The sequence below is a fragment of the Amycolatopsis sp. EV170708-02-1 genome (assembly GCF_022479115.1).
In the GTDB taxonomy this organism is placed as follows: domain Bacteria; phylum Actinomycetota; class Actinomycetes; order Mycobacteriales; family Pseudonocardiaceae; genus Amycolatopsis.
Genome location: NZ_CP092497.1, coordinates 2,253,038 through 2,277,252, shown reverse-complemented (window position 1 = coordinate 2,277,252; position 24,215 = coordinate 2,253,038). Strand labels below are relative to the sequence as shown.

Annotated in this window: 20 protein-coding genes; 6 read left to right on the top strand and 14 right to left on the bottom strand. The window is 69.3% G+C overall.

The annotated features are described in order from the left end of the window. The first annotated feature begins 152 nt into the window (after positions 1-152). A complete protein-coding gene (locus MJQ72_RS10485) occupies positions 153-1,769 on the top strand; it encodes a choice-of-anchor A family protein (protein ID WP_240598968.1) in 1,617 nt (538 codons plus the stop codon). A 78-nt stretch (positions 1,770-1,847) separates the two neighbouring features. Continuing rightward, a complete protein-coding gene (locus MJQ72_RS10480; protein WP_240598967.1) occupies positions 1,848-2,459 on the top strand; it encodes a VOC family protein in 612 nt (203 codons plus the stop codon). On the opposite strand, the gene MJQ72_RS10475 is transcribed toward MJQ72_RS10480, so the two are convergent. The 3 genes from MJQ72_RS10475 to MJQ72_RS10465 form a co-directional block, all read right to left on the bottom strand. Continuing rightward, positions 2,437-3,348 (bottom strand): DUF2268 domain-containing protein, encoded by a 912-nt coding sequence (locus MJQ72_RS10475; RefSeq protein ID WP_240598965.1) that lies wholly within the window; start codon positions 3,346-3,348, stop codon positions 2,437-2,439. The genes MJQ72_RS10480 and MJQ72_RS10475 overlap by 23 nt on opposite strands. A gap of 34 nt (positions 3,349-3,382) precedes the next feature. Beyond that, positions 3,383-4,771 (bottom strand): alpha/beta fold hydrolase, encoded by a 1,389-nt coding sequence (locus tag MJQ72_RS10470; protein WP_240598963.1) that lies wholly within the window; start codon positions 4,769-4,771, stop codon positions 3,383-3,385. 111 nt (positions 4,772-4,882) lie between these two features. After that, positions 4,883-7,138 carry a hypothetical protein gene (locus MJQ72_RS10465; RefSeq protein ID WP_240598961.1) on the bottom strand — a complete coding sequence of 752 codons (2,256 nt, stop codon included), beginning with the start codon at positions 7,136-7,138 and terminating at the stop codon, positions 4,883-4,885. A gap of 202 nt (positions 7,139-7,340) precedes the next feature. Here MJQ72_RS10465 and MJQ72_RS10460 point away from each other — a divergent pair, with 202 nt between their 5' ends. After that, positions 7,341-8,228: a helix-turn-helix domain-containing protein gene (locus MJQ72_RS10460; RefSeq protein WP_240598959.1), complete on the top strand. Its 888-nt coding sequence runs from the start codon at positions 7,341-7,343 to the stop codon at positions 8,226-8,228. Positions 8,229-8,369: 141 nt separating this feature from the next. Here the strand turns inward: MJQ72_RS10460 and MJQ72_RS10455 are convergent, their stop codons facing one another. Next, positions 8,370-9,041, bottom strand: coding sequence for a GntR family transcriptional regulator (locus MJQ72_RS10455; protein ID WP_240598958.1), 672 nt, complete (start codon positions 9,039-9,041; stop codon positions 8,370-8,372). Beyond that, the gene (locus tag MJQ72_RS10450; RefSeq protein WP_240598956.1) at positions 9,038-10,471 is read right to left on the bottom strand and encodes an aldehyde dehydrogenase; all 1,434 of its coding nucleotides are present in this window, start codon (positions 10,469-10,471) and stop codon (positions 9,038-9,040) included. Before MJQ72_RS10450 ends, MJQ72_RS10455 begins: the two co-directional genes overlap by 4 nt. Positions 10,472-10,609: 138 nt before the next feature. On the opposite strand from MJQ72_RS10450, the gene MJQ72_RS10445 reads away from it, so the two are divergent. Further along, positions 10,610-12,055: a GMC family oxidoreductase gene (locus tag MJQ72_RS10445; RefSeq protein ID WP_240598954.1), complete on the top strand. Its 1,446-nt coding sequence runs from the start codon at positions 10,610-10,612 to the stop codon at positions 12,053-12,055. On the opposite strand, the gene MJQ72_RS10440 is transcribed toward MJQ72_RS10445, so the two are convergent. From MJQ72_RS10440 to MJQ72_RS10430, 3 genes are read right to left on the bottom strand one after another with little or no spacing between them, the layout of a single operon-like run. Further along, positions 12,039-12,962, bottom strand: coding sequence for an alpha/beta hydrolase (locus tag MJQ72_RS10440; protein ID WP_240598952.1), 924 nt, complete (start codon positions 12,960-12,962; stop codon positions 12,039-12,041). The two genes, MJQ72_RS10445 and MJQ72_RS10440, sit on opposite strands and share 17 nt — an antisense overlap. Beyond that, entirely contained in the window at positions 12,959-13,918 is a 960-nt protein-coding gene (locus MJQ72_RS10435) for an aldo/keto reductase (protein ID WP_240598950.1), read from the bottom strand. The genes MJQ72_RS10440 and MJQ72_RS10435 overlap by 4 nt, the downstream gene beginning before the upstream one ends. A gap of 8 nt (positions 13,919-13,926) precedes the next feature. After that, the gene (locus tag MJQ72_RS10430) at positions 13,927-15,030 is read right to left on the bottom strand and encodes a zinc-binding dehydrogenase (RefSeq protein WP_240598948.1); all 1,104 of its coding nucleotides are present in this window, start codon (positions 15,028-15,030) and stop codon (positions 13,927-13,929) included. Positions 15,031-15,080: 50 nt separating this feature from the next. Here MJQ72_RS10430 and MJQ72_RS10425 point away from each other — a divergent pair, with 50 nt between their 5' ends. Continuing rightward, positions 15,081-16,460 carry an amidohydrolase gene (locus tag MJQ72_RS10425; RefSeq protein ID WP_240598946.1) on the top strand — a complete coding sequence of 460 codons (1,380 nt, stop codon included), beginning with the start codon at positions 15,081-15,083 and terminating at the stop codon, positions 16,458-16,460. Here the strand turns inward: MJQ72_RS10425 and MJQ72_RS10420 are convergent. Beyond that, positions 16,377-17,093, bottom strand: coding sequence for an SDR family NAD(P)-dependent oxidoreductase (locus tag MJQ72_RS10420; RefSeq protein WP_240601293.1), 717 nt, complete (start codon positions 17,091-17,093; stop codon positions 16,377-16,379). The two genes, MJQ72_RS10425 and MJQ72_RS10420, sit on opposite strands and share 84 nt — an antisense overlap. A gap of 69 nt (positions 17,094-17,162) precedes the next feature. Between MJQ72_RS10420 and MJQ72_RS10415 the strand changes: the two genes are divergently transcribed. Next, positions 17,163-18,104 (top strand): aldo/keto reductase, encoded by a 942-nt coding sequence (locus MJQ72_RS10415; protein ID WP_240598944.1) that lies wholly within the window; start codon positions 17,163-17,165, stop codon positions 18,102-18,104. A 55-nt stretch (positions 18,105-18,159) separates the two neighbouring features. Here MJQ72_RS10415 and MJQ72_RS10410 read toward each other — a convergent pair whose 3' ends face one another. Genes MJQ72_RS10410 through MJQ72_RS10390 form a run of 5 tightly spaced genes read right to left on the bottom strand, consistent with a single transcriptional unit; the run spans position 18,160 to position 24,066 of the window. Continuing rightward, positions 18,160-18,858: an alpha/beta fold hydrolase gene (locus MJQ72_RS10410; protein ID WP_240601292.1), complete on the bottom strand. Its 699-nt coding sequence runs from the start codon at positions 18,856-18,858 to the stop codon at positions 18,160-18,162. A gap of 30 nt (positions 18,859-18,888) precedes the next feature. Beyond that, positions 18,889-19,809: an ABC transporter permease gene (locus MJQ72_RS10405; RefSeq protein WP_240598943.1), complete on the bottom strand. Its 921-nt coding sequence runs from the start codon at positions 19,807-19,809 to the stop codon at positions 18,889-18,891. Beyond that, a complete protein-coding gene (locus tag MJQ72_RS10400) occupies positions 19,806-20,750 on the bottom strand; it encodes an ABC transporter permease (protein WP_240598942.1) in 945 nt (314 codons plus the stop codon). Before MJQ72_RS10400 ends, MJQ72_RS10405 begins: the two co-directional genes overlap by 4 nt. Beyond that, the gene (locus tag MJQ72_RS10395) at positions 20,747-22,327 is read right to left on the bottom strand and encodes an ABC transporter substrate-binding protein (protein WP_240598941.1); all 1,581 of its coding nucleotides are present in this window, start codon (positions 22,325-22,327) and stop codon (positions 20,747-20,749) included. The genes MJQ72_RS10400 and MJQ72_RS10395 overlap by 4 nt, the downstream gene beginning before the upstream one ends. Further along, a complete protein-coding gene (locus MJQ72_RS10390) occupies positions 22,324-24,066 on the bottom strand; it encodes an ABC transporter ATP-binding protein (protein WP_240598940.1) in 1,743 nt (580 codons plus the stop codon). Before MJQ72_RS10390 ends, MJQ72_RS10395 begins: the two co-directional genes overlap by 4 nt. Between the last annotated feature and the right edge of the window lie 149 nt (positions 24,067-24,215).

Genomic DNA, 24,215 nt, shown 5'->3' with positions numbered 1-24,215 from the left:
AGGACTTTAGGGATTTCGCGGTCCACCTGGAATTTCGTTGTCTGGATAACGCTGAACGCGGCTGAATGGACCGGGTTACCCGCCTCGCCCGGTCGGGGGTATTTCCGGATTCCGATTGTGTTCCCCCGGTCGGTGGGCACAAGAATCGCCGCATGCGTGCAAGGCGTTTCGCCTCTCTTTCCGCCGGTGCCGCCGCCGCGGTGTGCGTGGCGGCTCTCGTGGTCACCGACGGCGCGGCCGCCGCCCCTTTACCGGGTGGGCTGGGACCGTGCGTCGGTCCGGCCTGCCCGGACAAATACCCGCCGGTGAACAACAAGGACTACGCCGGCCGGGACAACGGCATCAACGTCTATGTCGGCGGTGAATTCCAGGTACGGGAAGCGGCGGCCGAAGCCGAAGGACGGGTCGTCGTCCTCGGCGATTTCGACATGGCGAAACGAGCGGGCGCGTCCTCTGTGTACAACGTCGGCATCGCCGGTGTCGGATCACGCGTTCCGCCGCCGGACGGCGCCGACTTCCTGACCACCGGCGGAAACGTCAGCGTCGCGGCGGACCAGCGGCTGCTCGCCGACGGCGGGGTCGTCCGGCACGCGGGAACCGTCACCGGGACGGTGACCGGCACACTCGAAAAGGACCCCGACGCGGCGAAACCCTATGTGGGCCTGCGTGAGGATCTCCGGGTGGCGAGCAAGTGCTACGCACGCGAAGGCACCACACCGCGGCCGGCCACGGGCACGGCGGTGAACCAGGGCTATCGCACCCTGTTCACCGGAGACGGCAAATCCGCGCTGCAGGTGTTCACCGTGGACTTCGACCTGACCGGTGCCACCGGCGGGATGCAGGGGATCGAGTTCGAGGGCATCCCGGCGGGGGCGACGATCCTGGTCAACATGGTGGGGGCCGCCCGGACGATCAACACCTACACCGGAGACCTGAACGACCAGGACCCGCTGAACAAACTGCGCGAGCGGCTGCTGTGGAACTTCCCCGACGCCACCCAGGTGAAGATCGCCGGTGGCGCCCAATTCCAGGGAAGTGTGCTGATCGGCGAGCCCGGGAGCACCGCGACCGTCACCGCGTCCGGGATGAACGGCCGGTTCTTCACCACGGGCTCGCTGGTGCACAGCTCCGAGGCGACCGGCGGTGGCGGGCAGGAGTTCCACGCCTACCCGTTCGACGGCGATCTGCCCGAATGCGTCAGCACGCCGACGACCACGCCGAGCACTTCTTCTTCCAGCTCGACCACGACGAGCAGCAGTAGTTCTACGTCGACGAGCCCGACTTCGACCTCGACGTCCACGTCCAGCTCGCCCACGTCGACCACGTCCACTTCGACGTCCAGCTCGTCGACGTCGGCCACGTCCACTTCCACCACGCCGACGTCGACCACGTCGTCGAGTCAGACGAGCAGCACGTCGACCAGCCCGACGTCGAGCAGCGCTTCGTCCAGCCCGACGTCGTCGAGTGCCACCTCGTCGAGCGCCACTTCGAGCAGTGCCACCACGTCGTCGAGCCCGATCGGTTCGAGCAGCACTTCGCCGACCACCACCAGCAGCTCCTCGAGCACCACCCCGGGCCCCGGCGTGACCACCTACACGACACCGGGGCAGCCGGGAGCGACCACACCGGGCGGCGGACCATCGGACAGCGGCCCGCTGGCCTCGACCGGCAGCGAGATCCGAGGCCTGCTGGTGTCCGGCCTGTTCCTGCTGCTGGTCGGTGGCGTGCTGGTGGCGCTCACGATCCGGTCGAGGCGCCGCGAGTCCTGATACTCGCTCCGCGCAGGCTGCCGGGTGTACGAATGAGCCTTCGGGTAGTGATCCCCGCAGGACACCGAGGAGGACCCGTTGTCTCCCAGGGAGCTCATACGCACCCACCTGGCCGAGGCCGGAATCGACTTCCTGACCGGTGCCCTGCGGGCCGCCCGGGAGGCAGGCGACATCGCCGCGGACCGTGATCCGGCACGGGAGGCGCATCTCCTGTGGAGCGTGGCGAATCTCCTGCGCGCGCCTGCGGTCGTGGACGAGCGCCGGACCGGCGAGGTTCTGGCGACCGTCGACTACCACCTCGACCGCTTGTTCCGGCCACGCCCGAAACTGGCGGTCGTGGTGGTGGATTGCCCCGCACCCCAGGCCCTGGCTCCGTTCTACGAAGGCCTGTTGGGCGTGCGCCGGACTGTGGACGGTCCCGATCACGTCCGGATCGCCTTGGACGGCGACCAGCCCGGCCTCGCCTTGCACCGCACGGATCACTTCGTCCGGCCGGACTGGAAGAGCGGCGAACCGGCGCAGCAACTGCACCTGGATCTGCTCGTGACCGACCTGGACGAGGCGGAGCAGGAGGTGCTCGCCCTCGGTGGGCAGCTTCTCGACGGCTCGGACAAACCCATCGGCTACCGCGTGTACGCCGATCCGATCGGACATCCGTTCTGCCTGGTCACCCCTGAGGGGCTTGGCTGATCCGCGCGTCGGCGGCGAGGGCGGTGTCGATGACGTCGCGGCGGTCCACCAGCAGGGCCTCCGCGGCGGTCCGGCCGGTCGCGGCCAGGTAGGCGTCGACGAGCCGGTTGCCGACCGCGTATCCGGCGCCGGTCGGCAGGCCGACGGGAGTGCCGCCGTAGCGGGCGGCCGTCTCGTCGCCATGAACCCAGGCCGCGAAGTTCTGCATACCGGTGATCTCCAGACCGAAGACGACCTTCTCGAACACCGCGTCGTCACGCAGATGCGGGACACCGATGCGGGCGTAGCCGAGTTCGTCGCCGTACAACTGGCGGGCGAACGCGTCGGCCAGGCCCTCGGACACGATCTGCTCGCCGACCGTGACGGTCGCCGGATCCCAGATCACCCCACCGGGGCTGTAGCGCAGGTTGTGGTTCAGCTCGTGGACCGCGGTGGCCTCCAGCCGCGCCAAATTCTCCGGATACGGCCAGAAGTTGAGGTAGATGTAGCCGGTCACGCTGCCGTTGGCCGACATCCCCAGGTTCGGGCCCATGAAGTGCCGGTCGCCGGGATCACCCAGCACGGTGAGCACGGTGATGTCCGGGATCGCCAGCCCGGGCGTCGCGGCCAACTGCGCGGTGACGGCGTCGTCCAGCGCCCGCTGGATGCGATTCCAGGCATCCGCGTCGTGCAGGGCTTCGAGCGCCTCCAGGCAGCGATCCTCGTCGCGGTCGAGCGGGAATCCGGAACCCATCGCGTGCATCGCCACGAGGTCCACGTCGCCGGGGAAGTAGCGGTACATCCCGGCGGCGGGCTCGACCATCGCCTTGAGCAGCCGCGCGCGGTCCGTCTGCGGCGCGTGCAGGATCTCGCGCATGGCGGGGTAGGTGTCGAGAACGGTGATCGTCATGGGAACGACGGTAAAGGCTCCAGTGGGTGGAGACTCAAGCCTCGGCGAGGAATTCCGCCACCGCCTTCCGCCCGGCCACCCCGGGCTCCCGGTTCTGGATGGAATGTGCCGCTCCTTCGACGATCACGACCTTGCCCCGTGGCGCCGCTTTCACCTCCGCGTACGCCCACTCCATCGGCGTCGACAGGTCACGGTCGCCGTTGAGCAGCAGCACCGGGACGGCCGGCAGCTTCCCGCCCGGGTTGGAGCTCGGCGGGACGACCGGCCACGGCAGACAGGTCTGGACGAATCCGACCCCGGTCGCGACGGCGGGACTGAACGGCCACGTGTCCCGCGCGCTCAACCGCTTCTCGGTCAGGTCGAGCGACGGCTCGCGGACGGGGCCCGGCGTTCCCGCGTCACCCCAAGGGAAACGCATGTCCGCGCACAGTGTCGCGGCGTGCAGGCCCGCGCTGAACGACGCGAGCGGGTCGCCGCCGGACGCGAGATTCCGCAGCAGTGAGTCGAGTTTCGTGGTGTCGCCACCGCGCGCGGTCCGCAGCGCGGTGATCAGGTCGGTCCCCAGCGCCGACGGGTCCCGATAGCTCGGGTCGACGAACTCGTAGGTGACGATCATGTCGAACAGCGCGACACCCGCCGCCGTGTCCCGGTTCCGGACCAGCCAAGCGAGATCTTCGGCCGGATCGGAGCCGCAGACGGGCGGCTCGGCGCAGGCGTCCCGCAGGACGCGCGCGGTCGCCTTCAGCGCTGGGAGGTACAGCGACTGGCCGGCCGTCGCATGGTGGGGGAGCACCGAATCGAGGACCAGTTTCGAGACGTTGCCGGGATGCGCGATGGCGTACCGCGACGCGGTGAAGGAACCATAGGAGACCCCGTCCACCACCATCTTCGGCACGCCGAGGGCCCGGCGGAGCAGATCGAGATCGGCGACCGTCGCGTCGCTGCCATGAAACCGGGCCTTGTCGCCGAGCGCCGCGGCACACCGGGTCACCGCCTCGCGGGTGGGCGGTTCGATATCGGAACTGCCCACCTGGGCCTGCAGATCCGGACAGTCGAGGGCGTTCGCGCCGGTACCGCGCTGGTCGATCATCACCAGCCGGTGATCGGCGAACACCTCCGGCATCCGGTCGAAGAGGCCGGTACTGAACGGGACTCCGGGCTGCCCCGGCCCGCCGGTGAGGAACAGCAGCACCCCCTTGGCCGCGTTCGCGTTGTTCGCGGTGGCGACCTGGAGTTTGAGCGTGCCGGGTGTCCGGCCGCGATGGTCGAGCGGCACGGTCAACGTCGAACAGGTGAACCGCGCGTCGTGCGCGCAAGGCCGCGCGTCCTCCAGCCGCGGCCCGGCGGCCGAGGCGGTGGCGGGTCCGGCGAGCCCCGCGGTCGCCGCGACGATCACGGCGAGGGCGAGCGTCTTCGATCGCATGGACCGATTCTGACCAGGGATGACGGGGTGGCGCTCGGGTTTCGCCCAAGTTGGTCCGGTCGGCGGACCGCCGGCCCGGTACGGAGCCGGACCGGCGGTCACCGGCGCTTTCTACCGCAGGGCGAGGCCGTCCGTGACGGCTTTGACCCCGCTCAAACCGGGAACCGCGACCGGTACCGTCGTGTAGTACGGATAATTCATGACAGCGGCGCCCAGGCCGAAACTTTCGTTGCTGCCCCAGCCCAGGACGGTCCCGTCCGCGCGGACGGCGTAACCGCCCCCGCCGAACCGCCCGATCGCCTGGGCATCGGTCACGTCGCGGACCTGGACGGGGACCGCGGACAGGCAGTCCGGGCCACAGTCCGAGCCGTTGCCCAGCCCGCCGCTCCTGTTGCTGCCCCACGAGAAGACCGTGCCGTCGGACTTCAGGGCGAACGCGCGCGACCAGCTACCGGTCACCGACGTGACCCCGGTCAAGCCGGAAACCTGGACCGGGACCCGCGAAAAGCAGGCCGACGGGGTCGTGCAGGTGACCCCATTGCCCAGCTGGCCCTCGGAGTTGGCGCCCCAAGCCGCGACCGTGCCGTCCGTCTTGATCGCGTAGCCGTTGTCGCCGCCCCCGGAACCGAGTGCCTTGATCCCGGTGAGGCCGGAGACCCGCACCGGAGTCGAGGAGCTCGCGACCGTGGAGCCGTTGCCCAGCTCGCCGCGGGTGTTGCCACCCCACGACCACACCGTGCCGTCGGCTTTGAGCGCGTATCCGGTTTCCCTGGCCGCCGAGATGGCGGTGACCCCGGACAGCCCGGAGACCTGCACCGGCGTGACGACGTTCCGGCCCCACTGCCACACGGTGCCGTCGGACTTCAGGGCATAGCCCGTGGTGTCGCCGCTCGCGATGGCCTTGACCCCGGTGAGCCCCACGACGGGGACCGGGGATTGCGAGGTGGTGGCGCCGCCCGCCGACCAGCCGTTGCCGAGCCGCCCGGCCCAGGTCGCGCCCCAGGCTTTGACGGTGCCGTCGGCGCGCAACGCGTATCCGCTGTCGGACCATCCGGCGAGCTCGACGATGTCACTCAGGCCGCTGAACGGTTTCATCGTCATCGGGAGCACGTCGCCCTGTTCCCAGGAGTAGGGACCCCATGTCGTCACACAGCGCGCCAGGCAGTCGGCGGGCGGCACGGTGAAATAGCCCGACAGGTCGGCCGTCACGTCGATCGAGCCGGCGCGGTTGTGGACGTAGGTCGTGCGGACGACGTCACCGGCGGTGGCGGGAGACCCGAAGAGGGATTCGACGAGCGGGGCCACCGCCACCGAGATGGTCTGCCCCGGAACCACGTGCACACTGGGCGGCGGTTCACTGGTCGATCGATTCTCCCAGGCGGTGATGGCGGTGTTCGCCGTCGCCGAGTACCCGGTCAGGTTGAGCGCCAGCGCGAGGGCGTTGGACGGAATCGACCGTTGCACCCGGTAGGACAGGTCGCTCTTCGGGCCGATCTTCCGGGCCTGGCCGTCGAAGACGCCGAGACCGGTGCGGCTGTCGAGGACTCGTTCCGGAGCCACCGGAGTGAAGAGCGCCCCGTAGTCGGTGGCGTAGAAACCGATCAGGTTGGCTTCCACCTGCACCGTGCCCGCCAGGTTGTACAGATCGATCGAGCGGTTGGCGCCGATCTTGACCGTGATCAGGTTCGAGCCCTGACCGCCCGGATACGCGGCGACGCTGGACATGGTCGGCCGTGGTGTGGCGGCGGGAGAAGCGGTGACGTACGTGGCGACGGTGGGCTGGCTCAGCGTCAGGCTGAACGTGATCGCGGTGGCCGTGGCCGGGACTTTGCCGGTCAGGGCGATGCGGGTCGTGGCGTTGTGGCCGATCGAGGCGATCGGCAGTCGCTCGGCGCTGGTCGGGGTGTACCGCGAACCCGGCGCCGTCGTGTAGTAACCCATGATGCTCACGACCAGGTGGGTCGTGCCGGACTCGTTGTGGAAGTCGAGCGCCCGATCGGCGCCGACCTGCACGGTGACCTGATTGGACCGTCGTTTGCCGTTCTGCACCAGCAGGTTCGGCAGGCTCGGGCGCGCGGTCCCGTGCGGGAAGACGGTCACCGCGGTGTCCGCTGTCGGGCCTTCCGCCCAGACGTTCAACACGACCGCGGTGGTGCCTTCGGGCGCGAGGCTCGCCGCGCTGCCGGTGACCGTGGTGCGGGCGCCGACCGGTCCGACCAGGATCCCGACGCCGCGGACGGTGTCCAGGAACCGGGTCGGCTGAACGGCGGTGAAGCTCGACGCCGGTGAGGTGAGGGCCGCGGCGGGCGCGGCTTCGGCGGTGAAGCCCGTCAAGACCGACGAGAGCGTGAGGATCCCTGCGGCCAAGGCCGCCACTCGGGATCTGAAAGTCGACTGTGGACGCGAAGTATCCATGTTTCCCCCAGAGAAGCCCAAAACGGGCTCAGGGAATCTACCTTCGCCCGGGTGAGCTGCGGTAGCGGCCGTTCGGGCGAGTGCCACGACCCTGAGACCGGACCAGGGGAAAGCCCGGATGTCCCCGTCGCCGCCCGCTTCTACCGTCGTGATCATGATCCGACGGATACTCCTGACGGTGCTCGCCGGTGCGGCGGTCCTGCTCGTGCCCTGGACCGTCTATCTCGCGCACACCCTGCCCGACCGGTACGACACGGGTCAGTGGCGCGCCGCGTGGGTCGGATTCGACATCGCCCTCCTGGTGTGTTTCGCGGTGGGGGCCTGGCTGGGGACGCGACGGCGGCGGGCGGCGGTGCCGCTGCTGTCGGCGACGGCCGCGATGTTGTGCTGCGACGCGTGGTTCGACGTCATGCTGGGCTGGACGTCGTCCGAGCGGTGGACCAGTGTCGCGCTCGCCGTCTTCGTCGAGATCCCGGTCGCCGTGGTGCTGGCCTTCGCCGCGCGTCGGCTGTTGGGTGACGCGCTGCCGATGCGATCGGTGAGCCTGCACGACATCGCGATGCGCGAAGACCCGCGATACCACTTGGTGACGCGCGAGCTTCCCGCCGCCGCGGAGGAGGTCGCGCGCCGGACGGGGCTGGGGCGCGCTGAAGTCGCCGAATGCCTGAAAACCCTGCAGGACACCGGGTTCGTGCGTCGTGACCGGAAGGGGAACTGGATCGCGATCCCGCAGGACCTGCGCGAGCCGAAGCCGGACGACTACGACGGCGCGGACCGGGAACGGGTCACCGCGTTCCTCGACGCCAAGTACGCGAACGAGGTCGCCGTCCTGTCCTGGGCCGCGAAGCATCGCGAGGAGTTCGGCCCTTGGGCGACGGCGCAGCGGACGACGACGAGGCTGACCGAGGCGGAATTCCGGGAACTGGAAGCCGAATACCGCGAGCTGATCACGCGGTACTGCCGACGCCGTCCGGCGGCGCAAGCGAAGGAGCTTTCCGTGCGCTTCTACGCCTTCCCGCCACCGGAGAGGGTTCCGGTCTGACAGCCTGCCGGTGGGTTCAGGACTGGGTGGGTCTTGGCTGGTGTGACGCGAAAGCCAGTGGGCTGAAGGCTCCCTTCGCCGCGTCTGATGCGGCGAAAGGAGCCTTCAGCCCCGGCGGGGGCGTGACATGGACAGGCCGGCTCAGGGATGCCGCCAGGCCAGGAAGGTCTCCAAAGTGGTCAACCGGTGCTCACGCACGGCCAGTTCGATCTCCCCGGCGGGCGCGTTCCGGTCGAACAGGTCGAGGATCTTCTGGTGCTCCTGCACGGATTCGTGCGCGCGGCCGGGCACGAAGCTGAACGTCGACGTGCGCAGCCCGGCCAGCCGGTTCCAGCCGCGGTTGACCAGATCGAGCACCTGCGGATTGGGGCAGGTGCCGAACAGGACACGGTGGAAGTCGCGGTTCAGCGCGGTGAACCGCGACGGCTCGAAATTGTCCAGGCAGGCGGTCAGTTCCGCGTTGAGCCCCTTCGCCTCGTCGAGTGCCTCGCCGGGCAAGGACGGCGCCGCCAGCGCGGCGGCGTACCCCTCGACCAGCGCGAGCGTCTGCATGGTGTGCTGGTAGTCGCTCTCGTCGGCCATCGCGACCTGCGCGCCGATGTTGTGCTCGTAGGTCACCAGCCCCTCGGCCTCCAGCCGCCGCACCGCCTCGCGCACGGGCACGGTGCTGACCCCGAGTTCCTGCGCGATCTGTCCGAACACGAGGCGGTAGCCGGGGGAGAAGGTGCCGTCGTCGATCCTCGCCTTGATCCAGTGATAGGCGATCTGCGACTTGCTCATCGCGGTCGAATTCACCGCGTCGCCCGCGGTCACGAGTAGTGCAGCCAGACGGATTTGATCTCGGTGTAGGCGTCGATCGCCCACGGTCCCATCTCCCGGCCCCATCCGGAAGCCTTGTAGCCGCCCCAAGGCGCCGCCATGTCGGGGATCGGCGGCATGTTAACGAACACCGCGCCCGCGCGGATGCCGTTCGCGAATCGCTGCGCGACGCCCAGATCGCGCGTCCACACGGTGGCCGCGAGCCCGTATTCGGTGTCGTTCGCCCGCGCCAGCAGCTCGTCCGGATCGTCGTAGGCGGTGACGGCGAGGACCGGGCCGAAGATCTCTTCGCGCATGATCGTCATGTCGTCGGCCACGCCGGCGAACAGCGTCGGCGTGTAGAAGTAGCCGTCACGATCGACGGGCTTGCCGCCGGTGACCAGCTCAGCGCCTTGCTCGTTGCCGGTGGAGACGAGGAAGTCCACGTGCTCGCGGTGCTTCGCGGACACGAGGGGCCCGAGCTGCGTCGACTCGTCCAGACCCGGGCCGAGTTTGAGGCCTTCGAGCCCGGCCGCGAGTTTCGCGACGAACTCCTGTTCACGCTTGCGGTCCACGAAGAACCGGGTGTACGCGGCGCAGACCTGCCCGCTGTTCAGCGTCGCGCCCGCGAGGTTGCCGGCGACGGCGGCGTCGATGTCGGCGTCGCCCGAGATGATGCTGGGCGCCTTGCCGCCGAGTTCGAGGGTGAGCCGCTTGAGGTTCGATTCCGCGCTCGCCGCCGTGATCAGCTTCCCGACCGCGGTCGACCCGGTGTAGGACAGGTGGTCCACGTCGTCGTGCCTGCTCAGGAGCGCGCCCACGGCGCCGTCACCGGTGACCAGGTTGACCACGCCCGGCGGGAACCCGGCCTCGTGCACGAGCTCCACCAGGCGGATGCTGGTCAGCGGGGTGACCTCACTGGGCTTGATCACCACGGTGTTGCCCGTGGCCAGTGCGGGCGCGAGCTTCCACACGAGGATCATCAGCGGGAAGTTCCACGGCGTGATCAGCGCGTTCACCCCGACCGGCTCGCGGCGGGTGTAGTGCAGCGTGTCCGGGAAGGACACCGGATTGGTGGTGCCCTGGATCTTGGTGACCCAGCCCGCGAAGTACCGCAGGTGCTCGGCCGCGCCGGTGACGCTGACCTGGCGGGAGATCCCGATCGGCTGGCCCTGGTCGCGGGTTTCGAGCGCGGCGAGCTCCTCGTGGTGCTCGTCGACCAGCGACGCCAGCTTGAACAGCAGCGCGGCCCGCTGGACCGGCGGCAACCCCGCCCAGGCGGGGTCGTTCAGTGCCTTCCGTGCGGCACCGACGGCGGCGTCGACGTCGGCGGCCGACGCGGTGCCGACCTCCTCGATCACCTGGCCGGTGGCCGGATCGTACGTCGGCAGGGACCCGCCTCCCGCGGCGGTCCACTGTCCGTCGATGAACAGGCGTGTGGCCATGGCTAGCTCCTCCTCGACCGGTGTGTGATCGAGTATCGGGCGCCGTGAGCTCTCCGGTCTTGCCCGCCAGGGCACGCCGATTGTCGGCCAGCGAACCGAATCCGCCGGACGTCGTCCCGCCTTGCGAGGGTGGGGGCCATGGACGTCATCGTGGTGGGAGCGGGTTCGGCCGGTTCGGTGGTCGCCAGGAGACTGGCCGACTCCGGGGCGTGGGTCACCCTGCTCGAAGCGGGCGGGCCGGACACCAATCCGGCCATTCACGATCCTTCGCGGGCCGGAGAGCTGTGGCACGGCCCGGAGGATTGGGACTACTACACCGTGCCGCAGCCGCACGCGGCGAACCGGCGGCTGCATCTGCCGCGCGGCAAGGTGCTCGGCGGGTCGCATGCGCTCAACGCGATGATCTGGGTGCGCGGCGCCCCGGCCGACTACGACGGCTGGGACCTGCCCGGCTGGCGCTGGGACGACGTGCGCCCGGTGTTCGAACGGATCGAGAAGGATCTGCTCGACGTCGTGCCGAACGAGCCGCTGCACCCGATCCAGCAGTCCATTGTGGACGCGGCGGTGGAGATCGGGCTGCCGTTCAACCCGGACTACAACGGCGCCGAGCTCGACGGTGTGTCCGTGCAGCGGGTCACCACCCGCGACGGCAAACGCCTCAACACCTGGCTCGCCTACGGGCAGCCCGCCGCCGGGCGGATGACCGTCCACACGGGAGCGCTCGTCCACCGGCTGCTCTTCGAGGGCGACAAGGTGACCGGCGTGCTGGCCGAGGTCGACGGCGAACTGCGCAAGGTCTTCGCCGACGAGGTCGTGCTCGCCGCCGGCGCGCTCGCGTCACCGGCGATCCTGCTGCGCAGCGGCGTCGGCCCGGTCGACGAACTGGAGGTGCACGGTATCGACGTCGTCGCCGAGCTGCCGGGCGTCGGCAAGAACCTGCACGACCATTTGCTCTCGCCGGTCATCTTCGCGACCGATCGCCGCCAGGTCGATCCGCCCGCGCCGGGGCGGTCGGTGACGCAGACCCATCTGTTCTGGCGCAGCCGCCCCGGCCTGGCGGTGCCCGACACCCAGCCGATCCACTTCAGCGTGCCGATGTACGAGCCGTGGATGACGGGCCCGGAAACCGGGTTCTCGCTGATGGCGGGCATGGTCACGCCGCGCAGCCGGGGCAGTCTGCGGCTTTCGGGGCCGAGCCCGCTCGACGAGCCGCTGATCGATCTCGCCGCGCTGGAGGATCCGGCCGACTTCGAGAGCCTGGTCGCGTCGGTGGAGCAGTGCCGGGAGATCGGCCGCGCGTCCGCGCTGGCCGGAGAGTGGGGGGCCCGCGAGCTGTATCCGGGGCCGGAAGCCGATGTCCGCGAGTACGTCCGCCGCACCGCGATCACCTACCACCACCAGGTCGGGACCTGCCGGATGGGCACCGACGCGGACTCCGTGGTCGGCCCGGAACTCGCCGTACACGGGCTGAGCGGGCTCCGGATCGCCGACGCGTCGGTGCTGCCGCGGGTGACCACGGGCAACACCAACGCGCCGTCGGTGCTGGTGGGCGAGCAGGCGGCCCGGTTCATGCTCGGCCGATAGTGCGGCGCAGCCAGGAGGCCCGGGCGGCGAGCGCGGCCCGGGTCACCTCGCTGTCCGGGGCGATCCGGTCGAAGCCGTGGTACGCGCCCGCCCAGACGTGCAGTTCGGTGGGCACGCCCGCCTGCCAGAGCCGCCGCGCGTAGTCGACGTCCTCGTCACGGAAGATCTCGGCCGCGCCGACTTCGATGAAGGCGGGCGGGAGCCCGGTGAGGTCTTCAGCGGTCGCGGGGACCGCGTATGGCGACGTCTGTCCATTGAGGAGTGATCGCCAACCGAATCCGTTGGCCTCGCGTCCCCACACTCCACGTTCCGCGAATTCCACTGTGGACGCCGAATCGTTGCGGCTGTCGATCATCGGGCACAGCAGGAGCTGACCCGCCAGCGCCGGTCCGCCGCGATCCCTGGCCAGCAGGGCGATCCCCGCACTGAGCCCGCCTCCCGCGCTGCCGCCGCCGACGATCAGCCTGCCGGGATCGAAGCCGAGTTCGGCCGCGTGCCCGGCCATCCACGTCAGGCCCGCGTAGCAGTCTTCGATCGGGGTGGGATGTGGATGCTCGGGCGCGAGCCGGTAGTCGACGGTCACCGCGACGAAGCCGAACTCCTCGACCAGCGCGACCATCCGGGGCAGGTCGGCGAACCGGTCGTCGAGCACCATGCCGCCGCCGTGGATGTTGTAGAACCCCGGCGCGCCCTCGGCGTCCCTCGGTTTGACGACCGTGACGACCACGGCGGTGCCGGGGATTTCATGGTCCTCCCAGACGAGGTCCCGGTCGCCGATCGCCTCGGCGCAGGTCAGGTTCCCCTCGGCCATCGCCCGCCGGATCCCTGCCAGTGATTCGGCGCTCAAGGGCGGCCCGGACGGCAGGCCTTCGAGGGCCTCGGCGAGTTCGGGATCGAAGGCCGTCACGGGCCCTCCGGATCGACGACACCGCGGTCGGCCCAGTACGGCTCGACCAGTTCCCGGAGCCGCTCCGCGCCCACGCGTTCGACGAGGTCGACCGCGCCGAGGTTGTCCTTGAGCTGCCGGGTGCTCGTCGCACCGAAGAGGGCGGTCGTGTTGGCCGGGTGGGTGAGGGTGAACGCGAGGCACAGCTGTGCCGGTGTCGCGTCCAGCTCGGCCGCGATCTTCGCCAGTGCTGGGGCGGAGGCGGAGATGCGCTCGCGGATGTCACCGGGATCGCGGCCCACCTGGCGCGCGCCACTGTTCTTGCCCAGCAGGACACCGCCCTCGAAGATGTCCGAAGACTGGAGCGTGACGCCCAGGTCGCCGAAGACCTTCGCGAACGGCTCACCGTCCGGAATGGACCGTCGCGCGACGCTGTACTTCAGCTGCGCGATGGCGGGGCCTGGAACGTTCTCGGCCGCGGCGAAATCGTGCAGCGCCCGGATCGTGGTGGCGGACCAGTTGTTGACGCCCCACTGCCGGATGAGCCCGGCCTCGCGGAGCTCGTTCAGGTCCAGGACGAGCCGATGCAGGTCGGTGTCGTCGCGCCGGAGATCGCCCAGCACCACGAGATCGGCGTGCTCGACCCCCGCGCGGAACAGCGCGTTGTCCAGCTGGTCGCGGAGATTGTGCTCGGGATAGCCCTCCAGCCAGAGCTTGGCCGAAAGCAGGTAGTCCTCGCGGCGGAGACCCGCGGCGCGGACCATCGCGGAGAACAGCACGTCGGTGAAGACCGGTGCGGCGCCGGGGAATCCGTAGACGCCGACGTCGAAGAGCGTGATGCCGGAATCGACCGCCGTGCGGACGAGGTCCACCGCCTCGCGGAAGTCCATCCGGTCGTAGGTGTGCCAGGAGCCGAGCGAGAGCACGCCGGTGAGCGGGCCGTCGCGGCCGATGCGGCGCTGGGGGATGACGGTCACGGATTCTCCTAGGGGAGGCGGGGATCGATGACGGCTTTGAGTTCGCCGAGCCGCGACATCGACTCGACGCGTTGGGACGCTTGGGAAAGGCCGACCGGTTCGCTGAACAGCTCGTCCCAGGGCAGCCGATCGGCGAAGGTGCGGAAGAAGTCCACCGAGCGGTGGTAGTCGGCGATGTCGCCGTTGAGCGAACCGACGACGGTGAGTTCCTTGCCCATCACCGTGCCCAGCGCCACGGGGGAGGGGGCGGGACCGGTGGAGCCGACGATCGCGACCGTTCCCCGCTGGGCGGCGAAGGCGACGGCTTCCTCGCCGATGGTCGGCCCGCCGGCGAAGTCGAAGACGTGCTCGGCGCCCCGGCCGTCGGTGAGTTCCTTGACCCGTTCGATGCGTTCTTCGACGGTGCCATCGACCGGGATCGTCGACGTGGCACCGAAACGTTCGGCGGTCTTCAGCCGGTCGGCGGGTCCGCCGATGGTGATCACGTCGCCCGCGCCGGAGATCCGCGCGACCGCGGTGGCGAACACGCCCAGCGCGCCCGCGCCCTGGACCACGACCGTCGCACCCGGGCGAATCCCGCCGGCGCGGGAGACGGCGCGCAGCACGGTTTTGCCCGCACAGCCCGACATCGACGCCCAGGTGTCCTTGACATCGTCGAGAAGCAGGAGTTTGGCCGCACCGGGAGTCACGTAGCAGTACCGCACGAGTCCGCCGGTGGCGTACGGGAAGACGTCGGAGCGCTGGAGGAAGCCGTAACCGCGCTTCTCGCAGGCGACCGGTTCGCGCAGGATCGCGCAGCCGTGACACTTGCCGCAGGTCGACTCGGACCAGCCGATGCGGTCGCCCTCGGCGATCTCGCGGCCGAGGGTGTCGGTGGTGCCCGGCCCGACGGCGACGACCTCGCCGACCATTTCGTGGCCCAGCACCATCGGGAGCATGCCGGGGAAGGTCATCCGGCCGGACCAGAGGTGCACGTCGGTGCCGCACAGCGTGGTGCAGGTGATCCGGACCAGCGCGGCGCCCGGTTCCGGCTCCTCGGGCAGCGGCAGTTCCCGCAAGGTGAGCGCGGAGCCGTGTTCGGTGAGCACCGCCGCTTCGGTTCTGTTGACCATCTTTTTAGTCTACAGTCGTAGGAGAAAAAGTCCAGATCCTGGAGGAAACCATGCCGTCGCAACGTATTCGCCCCGCTTCGCTCGTGGTTCGCGGCGGTCCTGTGCTCACTTTCGACCCGGCTGGCACCGTCGTCCGGGCGATGGCCGTGCGCGACGATCGGATCGTCGCCCTCGGTGACGTCGCGCTGGACCACATCGGCCCGGAGACCGAGTTGATCGACCTCGCGGGGAGAGCCGTCCTGCCCGGGATCAACGATGCGCACCTGCACGCGACCTGGCTCGGCGCACGGTGGCCGGACACACTCATCGGTGCCGCCGGATTCACCGGGGGAGAAGAGAAAACGGTGCGGACCACGGCGGAACGGCGGGCCGCCATCCTGCGCGCGGGCGATCTGTGCGCGTCGCTGGGCATCACGAGCTACACCGAACCGGGTCTGGGTCCCGGCGAGACCGGCTGCTTCGGCGCCGAAGTGCTGGAGGAATACGCGGCGCTGGCTGAGGAAGGTCTGCTGCGCGCGAGGGTGACCGCGCTACGGTTGTTCGGCCTGCTCGACGGCGCGAGCTCGCTGGCGGACTTCGAGCAAGGTTTGACGACCCCGTCACCGGCCGCGAATCCGTTGTGGCTCACCGTTCCCGGCGTCAAGATCTTCGCCGACGGTATTCCGCCGATGCGATCCGCGTGGACGCATCATTGCTACGCCGACGGTTCACAGGGCGCGCTCCTCGTCGACGGTGACGACGATCCGGGGCGAGCGGGCAATCTGGCCGCGATGATCCGGCTCGCCCATGACGCCGGGATGACGGTGGCCGTGCACGCCACGGGGGATCGCAGCATCGAAGCCGCGCTCGGGTCGCTTCGCCGCGGCGATCATCTGGTGCACGGCGATCTGGTGACGCCGGATCAGCTGGCGAGGATGGCCTCGGCGGGGGTCGGGCTCACCACACAGCCCGCGATCGCGGTGGCGACAAGGGGAATGCTGACGGACGCGCTGGGCGCCGAGGCCGGCGCGCGAGCCTGGCCGCTGGCGGAAATGCTGGCATCGGGCGTCCCACTGACCCTGAGCAGTGACGCGCCGGTGGTGACGCCCGATTGGCGTGTGCACATCGCCGCTGCCGCGCAAATGCTGGCGGCGTCCGAAGTGGACACCGCGTTGATGGCCCGGTTGCTGCGCTGCTACACGGTCGCGTCCGCCGAGCAGGACGGCGCGGCGGACTGGAAGGGATCGCTGACCGTGGGCCGTGTCGCGGACTTCTGTGTGCTGGCGGCGAATCCGCTCGAGGTCGCGTTCGCGGACCTGCCGGACGTCGGTGTGGAACTCACCGTGTCCGGCGGCCGCGTCGTGTACTCAGGTGAGCAGTTGCCCGCCGTCGACCTGGAGGCTCACCCCGGTGAGATGGCCGGCGTCGGCGGAGGCGAGGAACAGGACTGAGGGCACCACATCGGCGACGGAAGCGATGGTCCCCAAGGGAATCCTCGCTTCCCACGCCGCGCGGGCGGCGGTGTCGGAGGCGAATCCGGCGGTCATCGGCGTGAGGACCGGGCCGGGTGCGACGGCGTTGACCCGGATGCCGTGCGGCGCCAGTTCGAGCGCGGCCGAGCGGGTGAGCGCCTCCACGGCGGCCTTGGTGGCCTCGTAGTGACCGAGCCCCGGGGTCGGCTGCCGGGCGCCGATCGAGGTGATGTTGACGATGGCGCCGCGGGTGCCCGCCTCGACCATGTGCGCGCCGACCGCGCGGGTCATCAGGAAGGTGCCGCGGAAGTTCACCCGCACGCACAGGTCGAAGACGCCGATGTCCAGCCCGACCAGTGGCCCGCCGCCGCCGGCGAGACCGGCGTTGTTGATCAGGACCTCGACCGGGCCGAAGCGATCGGTGACGAGCGCCAAGGCCGCGTCGACCGAGCCGGGATCGGAGATGTCGAGTTCGACGTGCTCCGCGCCGAGCTCGGCGGCGAGGTCGTGCGCCGCCCGGGCGTCGACGTCGGCGATGACCACACGGTCGCCCGCGGACTGGAAGGCTTCGGCGACTCCGCGGCCGATACCGCTGGCGCCGCCGGTCACCACTACGAGTCTCTTGTTCATTCTACGATCGTAGACTAAAACTTGTTTCCGTTGCCGTCGAAAGGAAAACTCGTGGACGAGAAGAAGGACGGGCTGGGCTTCGCCACCTCGGTACTGAGCCTGGGATCCTGGAACACCTGGGACCGCATGGATTTCGACGACGCGGTGCGCCTGGTCCGGCACGCCGTCGACGCCGGGGTCACGCTGTTCGACGTGGCCCACTACGACATGGGGCCGCACGCCGAACAGTCGCGCACGGATCTCTTGTTCGGCGAGGCCGTTCGCGCCGCGGGAATCCGGCGTGACGAGTACCAGCTGTGCGGAAAGCTCTGGCTCTGGGACTACCCGAACACCGGTTTCGCCGAGCAGCTCGACACCTCGTTCGACCGCGTCGGCGTCGATCGTGCGGAAGCCGTGGTGGTCGGCGACTACTTCGAACGACCGGACATCCCGCGTATCGTCACCGAGGTGGCCGAACAGATCCGGCTCGGGCGGTTCGACGTCTGGGGCGTGAACAACTGGCGCGCTCCGGACCTCGAACTCGCGCTGGGATTCGCCGCGCACGAAGGACTTCCGGCTCCTCGGTTCGCTCAGCTGAAGTACAGCGTCGCACGCCGTTCGATGGCTGAAGGTTCCTTCTACGGCAGGCATTTCGAGGCGGGGCGGTTGACTTTGCAGGCGTCGGACGTGTTCGAGGGTGGTGTGTTGCTCGGCAAGACCCCTTCGCGGAAGATCGGCGCGGATCCGGGCGGTATCCGGGACTCCATCCGGGACGCCGCGTCGCGTGTCGCCGCCGTGGCCGGGGACTTCGGGGTGAGCTCCTCGCAGCTGGCCCTCGCGTTCTGCCTCGCGTACGAACCGGTGGCGAACGTGCTGTTCGGGGTGAGCCGTCTTGCGCAGCTGGAGGACAACCTGGGCGCTGTCGCTCTGGCCGCTTCTCGTGGCGAGGAGGTGCGTTCGGCGCTGGCGGAGCTGTGGCTGGACCGCTCGGTGGCCGCCGATGGGACCTTCTGACCTCGGCCTCGTGAGTGGTAAGGACGGTTAGAACCGTCCTTACCACTCACGAGGCCTACTGGAGGAAGTCCAGCACGGCCGCCTTGAACTCCGCGCTCCGCAAAGCCCCGCCGTGATCCCCGGGCACCCGCACGAGATCCGCGCCCGGCACCAGTTCCACCAACGTCTCGATGCCCTGGCTCACCGGATCCTCCAACCCCGCCACGAACCGGGTCGGCACGCACACCGCGCCGAGAACCGGCGCGAAAGGTTCAGCGCGCAGATCCTCGATGCACCGCGCGAGTGCCGCGGGATTCCGCCCCGGCGCGGTGATCATCTGCGCGATCACGCCGGTCAGCGGATCCGACGGGGCCTTGCCGCCACCGGCGAAGGCCAGCACGGCAGCCACATCGACGGCACCGAACGGTTCGAACGGGCTCACCCCCGCGAGCACGAGCCGCCGCACCGGAGCCTGGGCGGGCAGCTCCCAGGACAGCCGCGCGCCCAGCGAGTACCCGACGACGTCCACTTCGGACAGATCACCGACCAGCCGGGTCAGTTCCCCGGCGATCGCGGCGGCGCCGAGCGAACCCGAAGGGGCCGGGCTGGAGCCGTGCGCGGGAAGGTCCGGTATCAACACCGGCCGGCCCGCGGCGGTGAGCGCGGCCGGCCAGCCGGTGGTAATCCAGTCGGTGTGCCCGTCGGAGGCGAATCCGTGCACCAGAAGTACAGGCGGTCCCGAGACGGTTTCGGGTGCGAACCGGCGCACGGCCAGGGAAGTAGTGGCAGACAACGGGATCCTTTCTCAGCTGCCGGAGGGGCGGCGGGTGCGCAGGCGCTGCATCTCGCTCAGCGTCCGCGCGCGGGCGTCGACGGCGATCCGCAGCGACGATCCGATGAGGTTCAGCAGGAAGACGCACACCATGATCGTCACGCCGGGCACGATCACCAGCCAGGGCGCCTGCACCAGGTACGACCGGCCTTCGGCGATCATGTTGCCCCAGGTCGGGGTCGGGGGAGCGATACCGAGACCGAGGAAGCTCATCGCCCCGTCCACGAGCATCGCGGCCGCGGAGAGGATCACCACCTGCACCAGTGCGAGCGGCAGCACGTTCGGGAACACGTGCACGACGAGGATCTTCCACCGGCTCATCCCCGAGACGCGGGCGGCGCCGATATAGGCGCGGCCGGCGATCCCGAGCACGCGGCTGCGGATGACGCGGGCGGTGAAGGGGGTGAAGATCACCGTCAGCGCGATGAGCTCGGTCCAGATGCTCGCGCCGAGCGAGATCGCCAGCGCCATCGCGAGGATGATTGCCGGGAACGACATCCAGGCGTCCATCACCCGCATCAGTACCGCGTCGGCCGCGCGGAAGAACCCGCTGATCAGCCCGATCACCAGCCCGGTGAAGGCGGCGCACAGGGTGATCAGGGCGGAAAGCCCGAGCGACGCACGGCCTCCGGACACGAGCCGGGCGAGCACGTCACGGCCGAACGAATCGGTGCCGAGCGGATGCGCGGCCGACGGTGGCAGCAGCCGGTTGACCGGGTCGGTCGCGCTGACGCTCGGCAGGAAGAACGGCAACACGATCACGGCTAGGACGATCACCGCAAGCACCGCCGAGGTGATCACGAGCATCCGGTTGCGCCGGAACACCCGGGCCGCGCGGCCGGACGACGGCCTTTCGCGCACCGGCGACGTCTTTTCCACGAGAGCCACGCTCACGAGACACGCACCTTCGGGTCGAGCAGCGCGTACGACAGGTCCACCAGCAGGTTGACCAGCACGAACAGCACCGCGACGAACAGCGTCACACCCTGGATCAGCGGGAAGTCGCGGGTGGACACCGCGCCCATCAGCAGATGGCCGAGCCCTGGCACGACGAAGATGGACTCGATGATCACGATCCCGCCGACCAGCATGGCGAAGTTGCTGCCCAGCTGGGTGATCAGCGGCATCAGCGCGTTCGGCAGGACATGCTTGGTCATCACCTGCCGCTCCGACAGCCCCTTGACCCGCGCGGTGCGCAGATACGCCAGCGGCAGCTCACCGAGCAGGCTTTCCCGCAGGGTGAGCACGAACAACGCGGTCTGCCCGATGACCAGCACGGTCAGCGGCAGCACCAGCGCGGGCACCGCCGTCGCCGGATCGGTGAACAGGTTCTCGTAGCCGCTGGACGGGAACCAGCGCAGCGTCACCGAGAACACCAGCACGAGCATCAGCGAGATCCAGAAGTCCGGCATCGCCATCCCGAGCGCGGAGAGCCGGTCCAGCGCCCGGGCCACCGGGTTGCGCGGTGACACCGCCTGCCACGAGGTGATCGCGACCGAGAGGAAGAAGCTGATCACCGTCGACAGCACGGCCAGCGTCAGCGTGGGCAGGATGTGGTCGGCTACCACGCCGAGCACCGGCGCGTGATAGGTGATCGACGTGCCGAAGTCGCCGCGCAGCACGTTCCCGGCCCACTTGAGGTATTGCTCCCACAGGGGTCCGTTCAGTCCCATGCTTTCCCGCAGGGCGTCCACATCGGACGGTCGCGCGGTCGGGCCGAGGATGGCCTGCGCCGGGTCACCGGGGATCAGCCGGATGACGAAGAACATCATCGTCCCGACGATCACCAGGATGATCAGCAGATCGCGCAGCCTGCGCAGCAGCAGACCGGTCATGACGCCAGCCAGGTGTTCCAGAAGACGCGGTAGAAATCGCCGTATCCCTTGAGCTTGGGGGAGTAGGCCGCGTACAGCTTGGACTGGCTCAGCGTGATCACCGAAAGCTGCTTCCACGTGAACGCCTGAAGCTTGTCCACCACCGCCTTCGCCTGCTCAGGGGTGGTCGAGGCGTTGAACTCCGCCATGAGCCCGTCCAGCTCGGGCGAGGTCGAACCGTTCAGCGTGCCCAGGGTGAGCGCGGGCATCTGCGCGGGCGAGGTCAGCGCCGAGTCGAAGAACAGCGTGGTGATGTCCCAGCCGCCCGGCTCCTTGGTCAGCGTGCCGAGCATGGTGGCGAAGTCGAAGGTGTCGATCTTGGTGTTGATGCCGATCTTCGACAGGCTGTCCTGGATCAGCACGGCCCACTTGCCGAACTCCGGGTACGAGTTCGTGGTGACGATGCGGATCGTCGCACCGGCGGTGATCCCGGCCGCGGCCAGCAGCTGCTTGGCCTTCTCCGGGTCGTGCGCCTTGTAGACCTCTTCGCCCGCGGTGGAATAGAACTGCTTGTTGTCCGGCGAGGCGAAGGCGCCGGTTTCGAGGGTGAGGTCCTTGCTGCCACCGGTGGCCGCGTTGATCGCGGGCTTGTCCAGCAGCAGGTTCAGCGCCTCGCGGGCACGGGGGTCGGCGAACTTCGAACCGGGGTTGAAGTTCGGGATCACCACGTTGTCGTTGCCGCCGGGGAGGTTGTGCACGACCACGGCCGGGTTGTTGCGCAGCGGCTCGTACTGGTCGTTCGTGGGCATGATGTGGTCCCACTGCCCGGTCTGCAGGCCGTTGATCAGCGCGTCCTGGTCGGAGACCACCTTGTAGGTCACGGTGTCGAGGTAGGCGTGCTTGGCGCCCGCCTGCCCGCCCCAGTCCTCTTCGGACCGTGACTTGTAGCCGGTGTACCGCTCCAGCACCAGTTCACGGCCGATGTCCCAGCTCTTCAGCTTGTACGGCCCGGTCCCGATCGCCTTCTCCTGGCCGAAACCGGTCGGCGCGACACCGGCGAGGTTCTTCGCTTCGTAGATCTCCGTGCCGGCGCCGGCGAGTTCGTTGATCAGCGGGTAGCGCGGCTGCTTGAGCTTGATGGTCACCGTCGCCGGATCGGCCGGCGTGATCGCCTCGATGTCCGGGGTGACCAGCTGACCGGTGCGGTGCACCTGCTGCCACCGCTTCAGGCTCGCCACGACGTCCTCGGACGTCAGCGGGTTGCCGTCGTGGAAGGTGACGCCCTGGCGGAGCTTGAAGGTGTAGGTGAGCCTGTCCGGGCTGGTGGTGTAGTCCTCGACCAGCATGGGCCGGGCGGTGAAACCCCGGTCCACCTCGAACAGCTTCTCGTACATCATGTTGCCGATATGCGCGGTCACCTGGCCGGGGTTCGCGACCATGTCGAGGGACTGCGGGTCGGTGGGCACGGCCACATTGAGGTTGCCGCCGGGTTTCGGGGGACCGTCGGCGGCGCCACCGCCCGCCTGCCCTCCCATGCACGAGCCGATCAGCAGGACGGTCGCCAGGCCGAGGGCGGCCGAGGTCAGGGTTCGTCTCATGGGTTCCGCACTCCGATTTCGGGATTCGCCGCGAGGAGACGGCGGGTGTAGTCGTGCCGGGCGTGGAGCCGGATCTCGTCCGGTCCGCCGATTTCGATCAGTTCGCCCCGGTACATCACGCCGACCCGGTCGGCGACCGACAGCACGAGGCTGAGGTTGTGCGTGATGAACAGGAAGCTGAGCGCGCGGGTGCGCCGCAGGTCCAGCAACAGGTTCATCACCTGGCCCTGCACCGAGACGTCGAGCGCGGAAGTGGGCTCGTCGGCGACGATCAGGTCGGGCTCGGCCGCGATCGCGCGCGCGATCGAGACGCGCTGCCGCTGTCCGCCGGAGAGCTGCGAGGGCAGCTTCTTCGCGGTGTCGGCGGGAAGCCCGACCTCGTCGATCAGTTCGGTGACGCGGCGGTCGAGTTCCGCGCCGCGGAGACCGGTGAGCTCCCGCAGCGGTTCGGCGATGATCCTGGCGGCCGTGTGCCGGGGATCGAGTGAGCTCTGCGGATCCTGGAAGATGAGCTGCGCGCGGCGGCGGAACGCGCGCTCGTCGCCGTCGAGACCGGATGGCGTGCACCGGTGCTCACCGAAGGCGATGGTGCCTTCGGTGGGGGTTTCGAGCGCGCTCACCAGACGGCCCAGCGTGGTCTTGCCCGAACCGGATTCCCCGACCAGGCCGAAGAACTCGCCCGGCGCGATCTCCAGCGAGACGTCCTTGACCGCGTGCACCTCGGGCTCGCGGTTCAGGGAGAACCGGCCGCGTCGTCCGTACACTTTGGACACCGAGTCGATGACGAGCGCGGTACCCTCGCTCGTTTCCCTGGTCTTCGGGCGGCTCAAGGACCTGGTCTCGGTGGCGACCGCCGATTCGCCGTTCATCGCGGCTTCGAGCAGTGCTTCGGAGATGGTGGGGAAGCCGTCGCGTCTGCTCACCCCGAGCTGCGGGACGCAGTCGAGCAACGCCTTGGTGTAAGGATGCTTCGGCGTGTGCAGGATGTCCTCTGTGGACCCGAGCTCGACCAGTTCGCCGCGGTACATCACCGCGATCCGGTCCGCCACCTGCGCGGCCACGCCCATGTCGTGCGTGATGAAGACGCACGCCGTGCCGTGGTCGCGGCGGACGCGGTCGAACAGGGTGAGGATCTCGGCCTGCGTGGTCACGTCCAGTGCCGTGGTCGGCTCGTCCGCGATCAGCAGGCTCGGGTCGGCCATCAGGGCCAGCGCGATCATCACGCGCTGCTGCATCCCGCCCGACATCTGGTGCGGGTACAGGGAAAGCACGCGGTCGGTGTCGGTGAGGCCGACTTCGGTCAACAGGCCGCGGGCCTTCGCCTCGGCCTCACGGTGCAACGGCGTTCCCTTGCGCGCGGCTTGCCGTGGCAGGGAACCGGGCTTCCGGTAAGCCTCGACGAGCTGCTTGCCGACCCGTTGACTCGGGTTGAGCGAATCCAGCGCCTCCTGGAAGATCATGCCGATCCGCGGGCCGCGGTACGCGCGCATCTCGTCGGCGGAAAGCCGCGTGAGATCCACGCCGTCGACGCCGATCTCGCCGCGGGTGAACACCGGCGCGACGAACTCCAGTAACCGGATGATCGACAAGGCCGTCACCGTTTTACCGCTGCCGGATTCGCCGACCACGCAGAGTGTCCGGCCTTGGTCGAGGTCGAACGAGAGTTCGCGGACCAGTTCGCGTTCGGTTTCGTCGGCGATCACACCGACGGTGAGTTCTCGTAATTCGAGCAGGGTCATGAATCCCCTTTCCCGAGCCCGCCCGGAGCGGACCGCACTGCCGGGGAACGGACCTCCGGCGGGGGTAGTTCTACGCATGTTGACACTGGGGGAGTGTGCTGTCAATGGGTATATTCTACGAATGTAGGAAGTTGATATCCGGCGGGTTT

Bases quoted from the DNA above. Each gene is read 5' to 3' on its own strand.
- MJQ72_RS10450 (WP_240598956.1), bottom strand. From the start codon at position 10,471: ATGGCCACACGCCTGTTCATCGACGGACAGTGGACCGCCGCGGGAGGC.
- MJQ72_RS10460 (WP_240598959.1), top strand. From the start codon at position 7,341: ATGATCCGACGGATACTCCTGACGGTGCTCGCCGGTGCGGCGGTCCTG.
- MJQ72_RS10400 (WP_240598942.1), bottom strand. From the start codon at position 20,750: ATGACCGGTCTGCTGCTGCGCAGGCTGCGCGATCTGCTGATCATCCTG.
- MJQ72_RS10475 (WP_240598965.1), bottom strand. From the start codon at position 3,348: ATGACGATCACCGTTCTCGACACCTACCCCGCCATGCGCGAGATCCTG.
- MJQ72_RS10445 (WP_240598954.1), top strand. From the start codon at position 10,610: ATGGACGTCATCGTGGTGGGAGCGGGTTCGGCCGGTTCGGTGGTCGCC.
- MJQ72_RS10470 (WP_240598963.1), bottom strand. From the start codon at position 4,771: ATGCGATCGAAGACGCTCGCCCTCGCCGTGATCGTCGCGGCGACCGCG.
- MJQ72_RS10425 (WP_240598946.1), top strand. From the start codon at position 15,081: ATGCCGTCGCAACGTATTCGCCCCGCTTCGCTCGTGGTTCGCGGCGGT.
- MJQ72_RS10430 (WP_240598948.1), bottom strand. From the start codon at position 15,030: ATGGTCAACAGAACCGAAGCGGCGGTGCTCACCGAACACGGCTCCGCG.
- MJQ72_RS10485 (WP_240598968.1), top strand. From the start codon at position 153: ATGCGTGCAAGGCGTTTCGCCTCTCTTTCCGCCGGTGCCGCCGCCGCG.
- MJQ72_RS10390 (WP_240598940.1), bottom strand. From the start codon at position 24,066: ATGACCCTGCTCGAATTACGAGAACTCACCGTCGGTGTGATCGCCGAC.
- MJQ72_RS10395 (WP_240598941.1), bottom strand. From the start codon at position 22,327: ATGAGACGAACCCTGACCTCGGCCGCCCTCGGCCTGGCGACCGTCCTG.